Source organism: Pseudomonas sp. B111 (genome assembly GCF_026428275.1).
In the GTDB taxonomy this organism is placed as follows: domain Bacteria; phylum Pseudomonadota; class Gammaproteobacteria; order Pseudomonadales; family Pseudomonadaceae; genus Pseudomonas; species Pseudomonas aeruginosa.
The window spans coordinates 1,764,742-1,778,074 of sequence record NZ_CP097857.1; the positions used below are offsets into that span (position 1 = coordinate 1,764,742).

Consider the following 13,333-nt stretch of genomic DNA (forward strand, 5'->3'; position numbering starts at 1 on the left):
CGTTATAAGGCGCAACCCCGCGACCCTGCGGCGTTAGCGCCGGAAACCAGGCGTCATGAGCCTGCAACATATGGCCCTATCGACGAAAGCGTTAAGTCTTTATGACAAATCGGTCATTCACACGCCTGAACGCTTTGGTTAGAACTCCAGTTAATCCGCCACCGCAACGGTGTCGGGCGAGGGTCGTCACGCCGGCAACGACCCCTTTCGGCGAAAGCTTCGCCAGGCCTCCCCTGGGGGCCAACGGGACATAACAGTCAACAAGTGAGGGCAACACCCTATGAGAAGACTTAAGCGTGATCCGTTGGAAAGAGCCTTCTTGCGTGGTTATCAGAACGGCATAACCGGTAAATCTCGTGATCTTTGTCCGTTCACCCATCCTACGACGCGGCAGTCCTGGCTCAACGGCTGGCGCGAGGGCCGTGGCGACAACTGGGACGGCCTCACTGGCACGGCCGGCTTACAACGTCTCAATCAACTCCAGCACGTGTAAGCGACAACACGGATAGCACCGATTTCCCCAAGGCACGCCCCATCCGGGCGGCGGGCGCAAGCCCAAGGGCTCCGCAAGGAGCCCTTTTCAATTCCGCCGCGGCAATGCGGCGATGGCGTCCACCGCTTCGCGGATCAACGCCGGTCCCTTGTAGATGAAACCCGAATAGATCTGCACCAGGCTCGCCCCGGCGGCGATCTTCTCCGCCGCGTGCGCGCCCTCGGTGATACCGCCGGCGGCGATGATCGGCAGCCGTCCGCCCAGCTCGCCGGCCAGCACCTTCACCGTGTGCGTGCTCTTTTCCCGCACCGGCGCGCCGGACAGGCCACCCGCCTCGTCGCCATGCGGCAGGCCTTCCACGCCTTCGCGGCCGAGAGTGGTATTGGTCGCGATCACCGCGTCCATCCCCGCCTCGACCAGCGCCGCGGCGACCAGCGCGGTCTCTTCGTCGGTCATGTCCGGGGCGATCTTGATCGCCAGCGGTACCCGCCGGCCATGCCGCAGCGCCAGCGCTTCCTGGCGCTGGCGCAGTGCCTCCAGCAGTTGCTTGAGCGAATCGCCGAACTGCAGGCTGCGCAGGCCGGGCGTGTTCGGCGAGCTGACGTTGACGGTGACGTAGCTGGCGTCGGCGTAGACCTTGTCCAGGCAGATCAGGTAGTCGTCGACCGCGCGCTCCACCGGGGTATCGAAGTTCTTGCCGATGTTGATCCCCAGTACGCCGCGATACTTCGCCGCGCGCACCCGTGCCAGCAGGTGGTCGACGCCGTGGTTGTTGAAGCCCATGCGATTGATGATCGCGTTGGCTTGCGGCAGGCGGAACAGGCGCGGCTTGGGATTGCCCGGCTGCGGTCGCGGAGTGACGGTGCCGATCTCGATGAAGCCGAAACCGAGCTGGCCGAACCCGTCGATGGCGTCGCCGTTCTTGTCCAGGCCCGCGGCCAGCCCCACCGGATTGGGAAATTCCAGGCCCAGCACAGAGACCGGCAGGCTGGCCGGCTCGGGCGTCAGCAGGCGGTTCAGGCCCAGGCGACCGCCGGCCCCGATCAGGTCGATGGACAGTTCGTGGGAGGTTTCCGGGGACAGTTTGAACAGCAGCTGGCGGGCCAGGGTGTACATGGTCGGGTATCGGTCGGCAGAATGAAGGGTGCCGATTATAGCCGTCGAGCACCCGCTCAGGCGAGGCGTTGCAGCGCCAGCAGGCGGCCGTCCTCGCTGAAATCGAGGCGGAACGTGCCATGCACGCCATCGTGGCCGATGAACGGACGCAGGTGATGGGCCGGCAGGTTCACCCGGCGACCGTCGCGGCTGCGCAGCAGGACCCGATTGGCCCTGCCGCCGTAGATGGCCTGCAGGCGTTCGCCGGACAGGGCGATATCCATGATGAGACTGGGCATGGAGCCCCCCGCTTGAATGAACCACGACAGCTTGCCACAAACCACGCGGTTGAATGTCACGCCCGAACCTGTGCTTCAATGGACGGACCGTCGCCGTCCCCTCCCGCCCCTTTCCGCGTCGGTCGCCGAGCCCGAGGAGCCCTCCGTCGATCATGAGTTCCAACTCGCGTAGCAACAGCACCTTCACCGGTCGCCTTTCCGCACTCGCCAACCGCCTGCGCCTGGGTGCCGCGCGAAGCGATGGCCGGGAGCTGCGCGAACGGGCGGCCGCCCTCGAGCTGCCGTTCCAGCCATTGCGACGGCCGGAGCCGAGCGTCTGGTGGCAGGCCGGACCGCCCCTGCACACCCTGGTCGATCTGCCGCGCGGCGCGCTGTCCGGCCCGGTCCAGGAAGACAAGGCGGAAGCCCACGCGGTCCTCAAGCGCCTGGTGCGGGTCAGTCACTCCACCCTGGAGTCGGTCGACCTGAAGACCATCGAAGGCGTATGCAGCCGCGAGATCCTCGTCCAGACACCTTGCCCACGCCTGGAAGACCTGGCCACGGCCGAGGTCTGCCGGGGCGTACGGATCATCAGCTACAAGGATTTCGTCAAGGCCCTGAGCCTGGCCCTGCCGCGTTTCACCAACGGCGACAGCATCCGCCTGCGCCAGGCCGCCTGGCACGGCGAGCGCCTGTTCTGGGCGGGCGAACGTCAGGCCTGCGCCTTCGCCGCGGCGATCGTCTACGCCCGCCGCCGCGAACTGGAACTGAAGCTGCCGGCACACCTGGAACGCTACGAACTGGAGCCCGGCGCGCTGGACGAACTGGAACAGCGCTACCACATGCTGCGGATTCCGACCCAGGCCTGGTCCGAGCCGACCTTCATGAGCCTGCTGCTGGATACCGGCCTGCCCTATGCGCGACTCGCCCTGTTCACCCCGGAAACCCCGGAGTGCCTGTTGCTGCCCCGCAACGACGAACGCGCCGATGCCCTCGGCGAAGGTCTGCGGGCGGCTGGCGCGGCAGACGTGGTGAAGTATCTGAAGCAACTGTAGGCAACCGGCCAGGACTGGCCAGCTCGCGCCCTGACGTGCATCCTCCAGCAGACCCACACAGGAGCGATCGCATGTCCCTACCCCGCCTCAGTCTCTGTCTCGCCCTCGCCTGCGGGCCGGCGCTGGCCAGCCAGGCGCCGGTCTACGGCGAACGCCTGGAAGGCTTCGACTACGCCTATCCGGTGCATTATCTGGACTTCACCTCCCAGGGCCAGCCGCTGAGCATGGCCTACCTCGACGTCGCGCCGAAGAAAGCCAACGGCCGCACCATCCTGCTCATGCACGGCAAGAATTTCTGCGCCGGGACCTGGGAGCGCACCATCGACGTGCTCGCCGACGCCGGCTACCGGGTGATCGCCGTCGACCAGGTCGGCTTCTGCAAGTCGAGCAAGCCGGCCCATTACCAGTACAGCTTCCAGCAACTGGCAGCCAACACCCACGCCCTGCTGGAACGGCTCGGCGTCGCCCGGGCCAGCGTGATCGGCCATTCCATGGGCGGCATGCTCGCTACCCGCTACGCCCTGCTCTACCCGCGGCAGGTCGAACGACTGGTGCTGGTCAACCCCATCGGCCTGGAGGACTGGAAGGCCCTGGGCGTGCCCTGGCGTAGTGTCGACGACTGGTACAGACGCGACTTGCAGACCAGCGCCGAAGGCATTCGCCAATACCAGCAAGCCACCTACTACGCCGGCGAATGGCGCCCCGAGTTCGATCGCTGGGTACAGATGCAGGCCGGCATGTATCGCGGCAAGGGGCGCGAGTCGGTGGCCTGGAACTCGGCGCTGACCTACGACATGATCTTCACCCAGCCGGTAGTCTACGAACTGGACCGGTTGCAGATGCCGACCCTGCTGCTGATCGGCGAGAAAGACAACACCGCCATCGGCAAGGACGCCGCGCCGGCGGAACTGAAAGCCAGGCTGGGCAACTACGCGCAACTGGGCAAGGACGCCGCCCGACGGATTCCCCAGGCGACCCTGGTGGAATTCCCCGACCTTGGCCATACCCCGCAGATACAGGCTCCGGAACGCTTCCACCAGGCACTGCTGAAGGGTCTGCAAACCCAGCCCTGAACCATCCACCGGCGGCGCTCTCGCCATCGGCTTCGCCGCGCCTTGCCCGGCGTCAACACCGATGCCTGCCGCCGGCGTTTCACTGCACTGGCTGCGCGACGACGCGTGGCTCGCGTCGCGCAAGCCCACCCACGCCGCGGCCGTTCCCATCCACATGGAGGTTCATCGTGTTCCCTTGCCAACCCCGTTCGCTACTCGCCGGCGTCCTGCTGGCGAGCGCCCTGCCCGCTCACGCGGAGCTGCCCCACGCGCCCGCCTACATCGATGACAGCGCCTACCCGGCCGCGGCCCGCCAGCGCATCCTGCCACCGATGTTCGAGCAGAAGCTGGGCAGCCTGCGCTACCTCGCCAAGCCCGGCGACCCCTTGATCACCCAGGCCGAGAGCAGCGACTTCCAGCGCACCAGCGACTACCGCGAGACCCGCGCCTACCTGGAGAAACTGGTAGCCGCCTCCTCCGGCCGCATCGCCCTGCGCGAGTTGCCCGAGCGCAGCGCCGAGGGCCACCCGATGCTGCTGGTGACCGCCTCCACCGAGGCTGACAAGTCCGCCGCCGGCCTGAAGCGCTCCGCCAAGCCGACCTTGCTGGTGGAAGCCGAGATCCATCCCGGCGAGGCCAACGGCAAGGACGCCATGTTCATGCTGCTGCGCGACATGAGCGCTGCCGACCGCCCGCTCGCCGGGCTGCTGGAGAAGATCAACCTGCTGTTCATCCCGGTGGTCAACGTCGACGGCGACCTGCGCCGCAGCGCCTACGGGCGGATCAACCAGAACGGCCCGCGGGAGACCGGCTGGCGGGTGAACGGCCGCAATCTCAATCTCAACCGCGACTTCACCAAGCTCGACAGCGCGGAGATCCGCAACGTCGCCTGGGTGTTCAACCACTACGAACTGAGCTTCTTCGCCGACACTCACTCCACCGACGGCGCCATGTATCCCTACGACAGCTCCTACTGCCACAACGGCAATGGCTGGTCACCGGCGAGCAGCGCCTGGATGGACCAGGTCATGCGCAAGCCGGTGTACCAGGCGCTGGAAAGCCTCGGGCACATGGTCCATGAATGCATCAGCCTGAACGACAATCAGGATCCGACCCAGGGCTACTACCCCTACCGCACCGACCTGGCGCGCTTCTCCAACCAGTACGGCGACATCCGCAACGTGCCGTCGATCCTCATCGAGCAACACGCCCTGCATCCGTACAAGACCCAGGTGCTGGGCAACTACGTGATGCTCAAGGCGATGTTCGAGGTGATCGGCGAGCAGGCCGCCAGCCTGCGCCAGGCCATCGCCAGCGACCGCGAGCGCCTGCTGCGGCAGAAGGAGGTGATCCTCACCTGGAAGCCGGGCGAGGCCACCGAGACGCCGTTCGTGGTGGGCGACTACCGCTACGAGCAATCGCCGGTCACCGGGGCCCGCACCATCGTCTGGAGCAACCGGCCGAAGACGCTGAAACTACCGGTGACCGACAACGGCGTACCCGACCTGGTGGTGCCGCGTCCCCAGCGTTTCATCGTCCCGGCGCAGTGGCACGAAGTGATCGCCCGGATCAAGGCCCACGGCATCCGCTACACCACCCTGGAGCGTCCGACCGAAATCGCCGTGACCCTGTACCGCATGGACGACATCAAGCTCGCCGATGGCTTCGAACCGGATCGCGTGCAAGGCAACCGGATTCCGGGCTACGAAGGTCGCCTGCTGGTCAGCGGCACGCCGAAGCCGTTCCAGCGCTTGCAGACCTTCCCGGCCGGCTCGCTGTCGATCGACACCGCCCAGCCGCTGGGCGTCCTGGCCATCGACCTGCTGCAACCGCAGAGTCCGGATTCGTTCTGGTCGTGGGGCTTCTTCAATTCCACCCTGGTGGCCGCCGAGGAGCCGGAGGAATACGTGATGGAGCCGATGGCGCGCAAGATGCTGGCGGAAGACCCGGCGCTGAAGGCCGCCTTCGACAAACGCCTGCGCGAGGACAAGGCCTTCGCCGCCGATCCGCAGGCGCGCCTGCAATGGTTCTACCAGCGCACGCCGTTCTACGACGTGAACGCCTTCGTCTATCCGGTAGGAGTAGTGTTCTGAGGCCCACCTGGGGCTGACGGCGGATAACGCTGCGCGTTATTCGCCCTACCGCTGGGCTTCGGGAGCCCCGTTCCCTCTCCCGCTTGCGGGAGAGGGCTGGGGAGAGGGAGCCGGTCTCAGGTACCGTCGGTGGGTGTGGGCAGGTTGCTTCTCGGCTTGCGCTTGCGCCTGGGTTTCGGTGGTTTTTCGGGTGGCGGCGACAGTTCCCGCTTGCGCAGCTTCTTGAGGATTTCCCGATGCTTCTCGCGCCAGGCCGGCACGTCGAGACCGTGGAGTTCGAGCAGCTCGGGGTTGCGCTCCACCAGATAGACCGCCGCTTCCTGGGCGGCCTCGGCGATCTTCCAGGCGATCGACTGCGGTTCGATGCTGCCTTCATAGGCGATCCAGTCGCTGAACTCCGGAAAGGTCCCGCAGACCTTCTCGAAATCCTCGTCGTGCATGCGCTGCCGGCCACTCTCGATGTTCTCAAGGCGTTTGGGATCCATGCCGACCACTTCGGAAAACTGCGGTCGGTTCAACCCCGTCAGCCCGCGCAACCCGAACAGGCGCTCGCCGGCGCGAAACAGGCAGCGCTTCCTCACTACATAGACCATGTACAGATACTTCCCTTCGTTTCTGGCGCGATGCGCCTCAGTCGCCCTTGCCGCTCGCGGGCGTTTTCCTCTTCCGCTGGCGCCTGGGTTCCGGCGGCTCTTCCAGGGGCGCCGGCTCCGCCTCCGGCGCCTGTTCCGCCGCCAGCAGCGCCTCGCGTATCTCGCGGTGGCGTTCGCGCCAGGCCTGCATGTCGATGCCGTGCCGCTCCAGCAGCACCGGGTTGCGCTCAACCAGGTAGACCGCGGCCGCCTGCGCCGAGTCGGCGACCTTCCAGGCGATCGACTGCGGCTCGATGCTGCCTTCATAGGCGATCCAGTCGCTGAACTCCGGGAAGGTTCCGCAGACCTTCTCGAAGTCCTCGTCGTGCATGCGCTGCAGTTCGTTCTCGATGTTCTCCAGGCGCTTGGCCGTCATTCCCACCAACTCGGCGAACTGCGGACGGCTCAAGCCCATCAGCTCGCGCAGGGCGCGCAAGCGCTTGCCAGCAGTGAACAAACGTCGATTCTTTACCATGTGTAGTCCGCGTCTGATGGTTCTCTATGCATATTGATTCACTAACTGTTAGTAGATCAATATGAATCCAAGCCCTCTAGACCGAGGGTTCCCCTCCAACATCGGACCATGGTGCAGGACGCCTGATGAAAGTGGAAGAACTCCCCCAAGAGGGTTTCGCCGAGTGCCCCCGCTATATAACCCTGATGCGTTTCGCCTTCCTGACCGGCCTCAGCGACCGGCCGGACCTGCTCTACGCCTGGATAGAGAGCGGCGACCTGCCGATGCGAACCTTCGGTACGCAACGCCTGGTGGATATGCAGAAGCTGCAAAAACGCATCGAGGAAGCAAAAAAAGGAGCCGATTCAACCGGGTGAATCGGCCCTTTCTGAAAGACCCTGCCGCCGGCGAAACCCCTCAGCGATTGAGCATGAAGGTCTCGTACTCCAGGTCGTCCAGCGCGGTGGTCAGGCGGTACAGCCCGACCAGCACGCAGACCAGCAGCGACAGGGTGAAGCCATAGCCGAAGAAGCTCGGCCCAAGCAGCAGGCTGACGAAGGTCAGGGCGCCGTTGACGATCACGAACAGCACGCAGAGTTCGAGGACGATGCGGCGCTTGTCCAGGTAGAAGAAGACGTTGAGCAAGGCCATGAACACTACCTGGATGCTCACCCCGATCAGGTCGATGTAGAACAGCGGCAGGTAGTAGCGGGAAATTCCCAGCCAGCCGAGCAGTTGCGGCGCCAGCAGGAACAGCAGGACCACCGCCAGCCCCTGCACCTTGCAGATTTCCAGCAGGCCCTGGCGGATGGCGAGGATCATCTGCTCCTTGAGCAGGCCGATGTGCTGCAGGGTCTCGCCGCCGCGGATCGCCTCGTAGACCCGCTCGTACCACTCGGCGAAGTCGGTCTCGATGCGCACCAGGAACACCGCCATGCCGGGAATGATCGACAGGTAGGCGAGGAAGATCGGCAGGTCGTAGAGGATCGAGGCGCGCAGCGGGCCGATCACCAGGTCCGAGGTGGATGGGTTGAACCAGAAGATGAACTTGTCGATCCAGATCCCCAGGTTGTAGCAGAGGCCGGTCAGCAGCAGGCTGACGAAGACCTGCCGGCGGTCGAGGAAGTCGAAGGCCACCATACGCCCGGCCGGGTACTCGCGGAGGATGTCGTAGAGGAAGACGAACAGCAGGCTGGCGTGGCCGATCAGCAATGCCAGCAGCAGGCCGTCCATCTGCATGAAGCGCAGCAGGTAGGCACAGGCGACCATCAGCGCGTAGCCGATGAACATCACCAGCAGGATGCGTTTGTAGGCCTTCATTCCCGACAGGAAGATGATCACCAGCCACAGGTTGCAGAGCACCACGAAGTTGGCCATCACCAGCAGGCGGTAGGCGAACGGCTCATCGAACAGGGTCGCCAGCAATATCGCCGAGAGCAGGCCCGCCGCCAACGTCACCAGCAACAGCACGCCCACCAGGTTGGGCAGGATCGCCTCGTGCTTGCGCTCGAACAGGCGATCGGAAATGAAGCGGGTGAAGAACAGTTGCAGTCCCCCGGTGAAGATCAGCGACAACGCCATCAGGTAGGTCACCGTGATCAGGAACTGCCGGACCAGCACGTCCGGCACCACCACGCCGAGGCTCAGCACGCCGATCAGCATCACGCTGACGATCGACAGCACCCAGGGACCGGAGCTGATCAGCCCGGCGTAGAGATAGGCGCGCAGGGTCGCCGTATAGGAATCGCGGGAAAGGATCTTCCGCAGTTCGAAGCCGATGCCGGCCATGTCATGCAATCTCCGTGGCTTCGCGGTACAGCCCGCGGTAACGTCCGAGCATCAGCGCCTCGGTGTAGTAGCGTTCGACCCGTTGCAGGCCGACCGCCTGGGCCGCCTGCCAGCGCTGCGGATTGCGCAGCAGGGCGAGGATCGCCCGCGAAGTGGCCTGCGGGTCGGCGATCGCCACCACCTCCCCGGCGCGACCCAGGGCGCGATCTTCGGCGTCGGCGCCTTCGATCAGTTCGCGGCAGGAGCCGACGTCGCTGCTCACCACCGGGGCGCCGGCAGCCCAGGCTTCGAGGATCACCAGCGGCTGCGCTTCGCTGATCGAGGTGAGGACCATCAGGCCGAGTTGCGGCAGGACCTCGCCGATCCGACGAAAACCGAGGAACTTCACCTTGTCCTGCAGGCCGAGGCTGGCCACCAGGCTGCGGCATTCGCTGGCATAGTCCGGGTCTTCCTCCTCCGGACCGACGATCCAGCCCTCCGCCTCCGGCATTGAGCTGACCACCCCGCGCATGGCGCGGATGAAGGTCTTCACGTCCTTGATCGGCACTACCCGGCCGACCAGCCCGACCACCGGCGGAATCCCCGGCGGCCGCCGTTCGAGGGCGCCGGCCCAGGCATCGAGGTCGATGCCGTTGGGGATCACCCGGGTACGCCGTGGCTCGGCGCCATCGAGTACCTGGCGCTGGCGGTTGCCTTCGTAGAGGGCGACGATCGGATTGGCGGCGCGATAGGTGAGCAGGCCGACACGCTCGAAGAAGCGGATCCACAAGCGACGGATGTAGCTGACCTCGGCATCCAGTCCGGTACTCAGCTGCTCGTCGGGGTTCTCCGCGATCCAGTTGGCCTGGGCCAGGTCGATCTTGCGCTCCTTGGTGTAGATGCCGTGCTCGCTGAGCAGGTAGCGGCAGCCCCAGCGACGTTGCAGGATGCAGCCCAGCAGGCCGGCGTAGCCGGTGGAGATCGAGTGCAGCATGCGCGCCCGCGGCATCCGCCGGGCCGCCTCGGCGAGCATGAACACCGGCGCCTGCATCGAGCGCAGGGTCCAGAAGTAATTGACGAAGGACGGATCGGTGCAATAGCGCTCGTAGCCTGCGGTGATCGCTTCCCAACTGGCCTTGCTGTGGAGAAAGTCCTCGCGGCCGATGCGGCCCTCGGCGAGCAGGTCGAGCAGCGCGTCGCCCTCCTCCACGTCCGGCGTCTCCGGGTAGTGGAAGAAACGGTGCAGATCGCGCAACGCCTTTTCGGTCTCGCTACTGCCCTGTCGCGTCTGCGGGTTCGGCGAACTCCAGGCGGTTTCCAGGAAGTGTTCCTCGATGTGCAGCACATTGTCCGGGATCGGGTAGTGGCGCTTGCCGTAGGCATCCTTCTGGCCGCCGATGAAGAACACCGAGAAGGTCAGGTCGGGGAGACCGAGGATCAACTGGTTGACCCAGCTGGAGACGCCACCGCGGACATAGGGCCAGGTGCCCTCCAGCAGCAGGCAGACATCGGCGACGGGCGCCGTCGGAGCGGTGTGTTCGGTCATGTCCAGTATCTCGCCAGGGCCGCGAAGGGCGGCCGTTGCAGCATGTCGTCGGGCATTCCGGCGAGAAGCCGGGGGATGTCCCGGTAGCGCCGCTGGAAGAACGCCACCTCGGCGCGGAACGGCGCCAGCTGGGCGCTATCGATTCCCGCCTCCTCGGCGGCCTGGAGGGCGTGCCCGGCATCCTCCAGGCGGCCTTGTTCGAGGGCGATGCGTCCGGCCAGCAGATGCAGGTCGGCCGAGGGTGTGCCGCGTAGCGCCTGGTCGGTATGCTCGCGCGCCTGCTCGAGGATGTGCTCCAGCACGCTGCCCTGGGCCAACCCCAGGTAGGCCAGTTCCCAGTACCAGCGCGCCAGGGTTCCGTGCAGCGCGCCGCGTCGCGCCGGCGTGGCGCCGGCGAGGCGGCCGAGGGCGGCCTCGATGCGCTGGTTGATCCGGCTTTCCTTCTGGTCGAGCATCGAGTAGGCCAGCAGGCGGACGTCGTCGGCGGGGTCGCGCAGGGCCAGCTTGAGGATCGGGATCGCCTCCTTGCCGGGCATCCGCCGGGTGGCGAAGATCGCCGTGAGCCGCTGGTTCGGGTCCGGCGCATGGCGCAGGACGTCCTGCAGACCGCCGTCGCTGAACATCATGTCGAGGCGCTTTTCCTTCGGCCGGAACGGCAGCTCGGGGACGCCCATCGCCTGCCAGGCCTGCTCGCCACGCTGGCGCGGCAGGTACAGCGCCGGGAATACCGCCGCGGCGACGCCGACCGCCCCGATCAGCGGCACGAAGAAGGCCAGGCTGAAGAGGAACAGCGGGCTCCACGGCAGCGGGAACTTGTAGCGCCGCGGCAGCAGCAGCCATACGCCGACGCACAGCAGGGCGCTGCCCAGGCCGTGGGCGAACAGGTAGAGCGCCAGCGCCTGGCCGATCGGCAGGTCGGCGAAGACGCTCGCCCAACTGCTCAGCTCGAACAGGAAGGCGCCGCTAAACAGCCACTTGCTGATCATTCAGGCCACACTCGTTGAAAAGGAAATGTCCCAGCGCCTGCCGATCGTTGCCGGCGTCCAGTTCGTACTGGCGGATGCGCACGCCCAGCGACTCCAGCTCGCGGGCCTGGCCGAAGCGTTCGGCGAAGAGAATCCTCAGGCGCTGCAGATACCCCTGGGAGCCTTCGGCGGAAGTCAGCGGCAACAACACCAGCAGGACCCGCCGGCCCTCGTCGTTGCGCAGTCGCAACTGCACGTCGAGGCCACGCTGGCTGCCTTCCAGCAGACGCTGGACCTCTTCGCCGTAGCGCGCATCGGTCAGCTCGAAGGCATACAGGCAGGCCGGCAACCCATGGTCGCGGGCGTCCAGCAGGGAGCGCTTGAGGTACTGGGAGAAGCGCTGGGCGTCGATGTCGGCCAGTTGCAGCGCGCGACGGTCGCTCTGCAGCAAGTCGGCGACGTGCCCGGCGAGGATCGCCAGCAGGCTGAAGGTGCGTTCGTTGAAGACGAAGAACGGCATCTGCTCCACCGCCAGCAGGGCGAGGATCCGCCCATCGGTGTCGACCAGCGGCACGCACACCTGCAGCGCGCTGTGCGCACGCTGCTCGCCGCGCTCCAGCAGTTCCTGGCGCACGCTGACCAGTTCGCCGCGCTCCAGGCAGGTGCGCACCAGCAGGTCGTCGGCGTCCAGCGCCGGCATCTCGCCGAGCGACGCCAAGGGTTGCGGCTCCGGGGTGCGGTCGTGGCGCACCCGGTAGAGTCCGGCGATGCGCAGCGAACCGTACTGGGCCAGCAGCGCCAGCACGGTTTCCGCCAGCGCATCGAGCGGAGCTTCCTCGCCCGGCAGCTCGCGCAGCAGTTGTCGCAGACCGAGCAGCGAACTGCGCAGGCTCTGGTCGTTGCCGGCGACCCGCTGCTCCAGGCGATCGTGGGAGATGCGCAGGATGTGATGGGCACGGGTGAATTCGTCGAGGCGCAACTGGCGGTACTCGTTCGCCAGCTCCAGGCGCTCCAGGCGGCGTTCCCAGATGTCGCGGAACTCGCCCACCAACATGGCGCAGAGCAGCATGCCGACGATGAAGGCCGCCGGTACCTGGGCATAGGCCTCGACGCCCCGGGCGCGGAACGCGAACAGCGCGGCCACCAGCAGCGCCGCGCTGGCCAGGCCGCGGACGAAGCCGTAGCGCATGCCCAGCAACAGGGGCGCGAGGATCACCCAGGGAAAGGTGGCGTTGACCTGCAGCGGGTCGTCCGGGCTGAACCACCAGCCCAGGCCCAGCGCGAGCGCGCTGATGACCAGCGTCTCGACCCAGGAGACACTGCCGCTGGCACGCGGTGCGAGGGTGAAATCCTTGTGCGCGGACATCGCCGTCACTCGAGCCGCAGGTCGCCGACCAGCTCGCGCAGGACTTTCTGCGCGGCGCCCGCCAGGCTTTCCCGGGACCAGCCGGCGCGCGCCCCGCTGGTGCTCCAGAGCACCCGCCCGGAGGCCGGCTCCAGCACCTGCAGGCTGACGCCCACCGCCGGCTCGCCGTCCAGGCCGTTCTTGTACTGCCACTCCTCGACGCTGCCGGTGACCACGTAGGCCAGCTTCTGCTGGCGTGCCCAGTCCAGCGCGCGCTGCTGGCGCTCGCGGTCGTCGACCAGTTGCAGGTCGCCTTGCGGCTGCGCCGGGTACAGGCGCGGCCGCACGCCCTCCTCGGCCAGCACGCTGAGCAGGATCTGCTCGGCACGCTCGCCGGCCTGCGGCGCCTGGGAATAATTGAGCAGCGGCACCAGGCCCCACTGCGCGCCGTGCGCCAGCGGCGTAGCGCTTTCGCTGGTGAAGCTGGAGCAGCCCGCCATGAACAGGGCGACGGCCGCGAGAGCCAGGCAGCGGATGGATTGCATGTTGTGTTCCTCC

The 13,333-nt window shown here is 66.5% G+C and carries 14 protein-coding genes; 5 read left to right on the forward strand and 9 right to left on the reverse strand.

Annotated features, from left to right (window positions below; genetic code table 11):
• The first annotated feature begins 280 nt into the window (after positions 1 to 280).
• Positions 281 to 493 carry a ribosome modulation factor gene (rmf, locus tag M6E97_RS08460; protein ID WP_003103238.1) on the forward strand — a complete coding sequence of 71 codons (213 nt, stop codon included), beginning with the start codon at positions 281 to 283 and terminating at the stop codon, positions 491 to 493.
• A gap of 87 nt (positions 494 to 580) precedes the next feature.
• On the opposite strand, the gene M6E97_RS08465 is transcribed toward rmf, so the two are convergent.
• On the reverse strand, positions 581 to 1,609 hold the full coding sequence (locus tag M6E97_RS08465) for a quinone-dependent dihydroorotate dehydrogenase (RefSeq protein WP_003138558.1): 1,029 nt from the start codon (positions 1,607 to 1,609) through the stop codon (positions 581 to 583).
• 56 nt (positions 1,610 to 1,665) lie between these two features.
• Positions 1,666 to 1,887 carry a DUF2835 domain-containing protein gene (locus M6E97_RS08470; protein WP_003103227.1) on the reverse strand — a complete coding sequence of 74 codons (222 nt, stop codon included), beginning with the start codon at positions 1,885 to 1,887 and terminating at the stop codon, positions 1,666 to 1,668.
• Positions 1,888 to 2,039: 152 nt separating this feature from the next.
• On the opposite strand from M6E97_RS08470, the gene M6E97_RS08475 reads away from it, so the two are divergent.
• From M6E97_RS08475 to M6E97_RS08485, 3 genes are all read left to right on the forward strand, one after another.
• Complete coding sequence (locus M6E97_RS08475) at positions 2,040 to 2,921, forward strand: DUF6685 family protein (RefSeq protein ID WP_003109612.1); 882 nt, start codon at positions 2,040 to 2,042, stop codon at positions 2,919 to 2,921.
• A 71-nt stretch (positions 2,922 to 2,992) separates the two neighbouring features.
• Complete coding sequence (locus M6E97_RS08480; RefSeq protein WP_003091278.1) at positions 2,993 to 3,994, forward strand: alpha/beta fold hydrolase; 1,002 nt, start codon at positions 2,993 to 2,995, stop codon at positions 3,992 to 3,994.
• A gap of 167 nt (positions 3,995 to 4,161) precedes the next feature.
• Positions 4,162 to 6,066, forward strand: a complete 1,905-nt coding sequence (locus tag M6E97_RS08485; RefSeq protein WP_003091279.1) for a M14 family metallopeptidase — start codon at positions 4,162 to 4,164, stop codon at positions 6,064 to 6,066.
• A 116-nt stretch (positions 6,067 to 6,182) separates the two neighbouring features.
• Here the strand turns inward: M6E97_RS08485 and M6E97_RS08490 are convergent, their stop codons facing one another.
• Complete coding sequence (locus M6E97_RS08490; RefSeq protein ID WP_003103222.1) at positions 6,183 to 6,659, reverse strand: helix-turn-helix domain-containing protein; 477 nt, start codon at positions 6,657 to 6,659, stop codon at positions 6,183 to 6,185.
• 37 nt (positions 6,660 to 6,696) lie between these two features.
• On the reverse strand, positions 6,697 to 7,173 hold the full coding sequence (locus tag M6E97_RS08495; protein WP_009313801.1) for a helix-turn-helix domain-containing protein: 477 nt from the start codon (positions 7,171 to 7,173) through the stop codon (positions 6,697 to 6,699).
• 125 nt (positions 7,174 to 7,298) lie between these two features.
• Here M6E97_RS08495 and M6E97_RS08500 point away from each other — a divergent pair, with 125 nt between their 5' ends.
• A complete protein-coding gene (locus M6E97_RS08500; protein ID WP_003091282.1) occupies positions 7,299 to 7,529 on the forward strand; it encodes a hypothetical protein in 231 nt (76 codons plus the stop codon).
• Positions 7,530 to 7,569: 40 nt separating this feature from the next.
• Here the strand turns inward: M6E97_RS08500 and pelG are convergent, their stop codons facing one another.
• The 5 genes from pelG to M6E97_RS08525 are packed head-to-tail and all read right to left on the reverse strand — an operon-like array spanning position 7,570 to position 13,320.
• Positions 7,570 to 8,940 carry an exopolysaccharide Pel transporter PelG gene (gene pelG, locus M6E97_RS08505; RefSeq protein ID WP_033938044.1) on the reverse strand — a complete coding sequence of 457 codons (1,371 nt, stop codon included), beginning with the start codon at positions 8,938 to 8,940 and terminating at the stop codon, positions 7,570 to 7,572.
• A 1-nt stretch (position 8,941) separates the two neighbouring features.
• A complete protein-coding gene (gene pelF, locus M6E97_RS08510) occupies positions 8,942 to 10,465 on the reverse strand; it encodes a GT4 family glycosyltransferase PelF (protein ID WP_003162448.1) in 1,524 nt (507 codons plus the stop codon).
• Complete coding sequence (locus M6E97_RS08515; protein ID WP_003091286.1) at positions 10,462 to 11,451, reverse strand: tetratricopeptide repeat protein; 990 nt, start codon at positions 11,449 to 11,451, stop codon at positions 10,462 to 10,464. The genes pelF and M6E97_RS08515 overlap by 4 nt, the downstream gene beginning before the upstream one ends.
• A complete protein-coding gene (locus tag M6E97_RS08520) occupies positions 11,429 to 12,796 on the reverse strand; it encodes a PelD GGDEF domain-containing protein (protein ID WP_031692613.1) in 1,368 nt (455 codons plus the stop codon). Before M6E97_RS08520 ends, M6E97_RS08515 begins: the two co-directional genes overlap by 23 nt.
• A gap of 5 nt (positions 12,797 to 12,801) precedes the next feature.
• Positions 12,802 to 13,320: a hypothetical protein gene (locus tag M6E97_RS08525; protein WP_033938046.1), complete on the reverse strand. Its 519-nt coding sequence runs from the start codon at positions 13,318 to 13,320 to the stop codon at positions 12,802 to 12,804.
• Between the last annotated feature and the right edge of the window lie 13 nt (positions 13,321 to 13,333).

What these genes read in the sequence shown, in the direction of transcription:
- rmf (WP_003103238.1), top strand. Translation starts at nt 281, where the DNA reads ATGAGAAGACTTAAGCGTGATCCGTTGGAAAGAGCCTTCTTGCGTGGT.
- M6E97_RS08465 (WP_003138558.1), bottom strand. Translation starts at nt 1,609, where the DNA reads ATGTACACCCTGGCCCGCCAGCTGCTGTTCAAACTGTCCCCGGAAACC.
- M6E97_RS08470 (WP_003103227.1), bottom strand. Translation starts at nt 1,887, where the DNA reads ATGCCCAGTCTCATCATGGATATCGCCCTGTCCGGCGAACGCCTGCAG.
- M6E97_RS08475 (WP_003109612.1), top strand. Translation starts at nt 2,040, where the DNA reads ATGAGTTCCAACTCGCGTAGCAACAGCACCTTCACCGGTCGCCTTTCC.
- M6E97_RS08480 (WP_003091278.1), top strand. Translation starts at nt 2,993, where the DNA reads ATGTCCCTACCCCGCCTCAGTCTCTGTCTCGCCCTCGCCTGCGGGCCG.
- M6E97_RS08490 (WP_003103222.1), bottom strand. Translation starts at nt 6,659, where the DNA reads ATGGTCTATGTAGTGAGGAAGCGCTGCCTGTTTCGCGCCGGCGAGCGC.
- M6E97_RS08495 (WP_009313801.1), bottom strand. Translation starts at nt 7,173, where the DNA reads ATGGTAAAGAATCGACGTTTGTTCACTGCTGGCAAGCGCTTGCGCGCC.
- M6E97_RS08500 (WP_003091282.1), top strand. Translation starts at nt 7,299, where the DNA reads ATGAAAGTGGAAGAACTCCCCCAAGAGGGTTTCGCCGAGTGCCCCCGC.
- pelG (WP_033938044.1), bottom strand. Translation starts at nt 8,940, where the DNA reads ATGGCCGGCATCGGCTTCGAACTGCGGAAGATCCTTTCCCGCGATTCC.
- pelF (WP_003162448.1), bottom strand. Translation starts at nt 10,465, where the DNA reads ATGACCGAACACACCGCTCCGACGGCGCCCGTCGCCGATGTCTGCCTG.
- M6E97_RS08515 (WP_003091286.1), bottom strand. Translation starts at nt 11,451, where the DNA reads ATGATCAGCAAGTGGCTGTTTAGCGGCGCCTTCCTGTTCGAGCTGAGC.
- M6E97_RS08520 (WP_031692613.1), bottom strand. Translation starts at nt 12,796, where the DNA reads ATGTCCGCGCACAAGGATTTCACCCTCGCACCGCGTGCCAGCGGCAGT.
- M6E97_RS08525 (WP_033938046.1), bottom strand. Translation starts at nt 13,320, where the DNA reads ATGCAATCCATCCGCTGCCTGGCTCTCGCGGCCGTCGCCCTGTTCATG.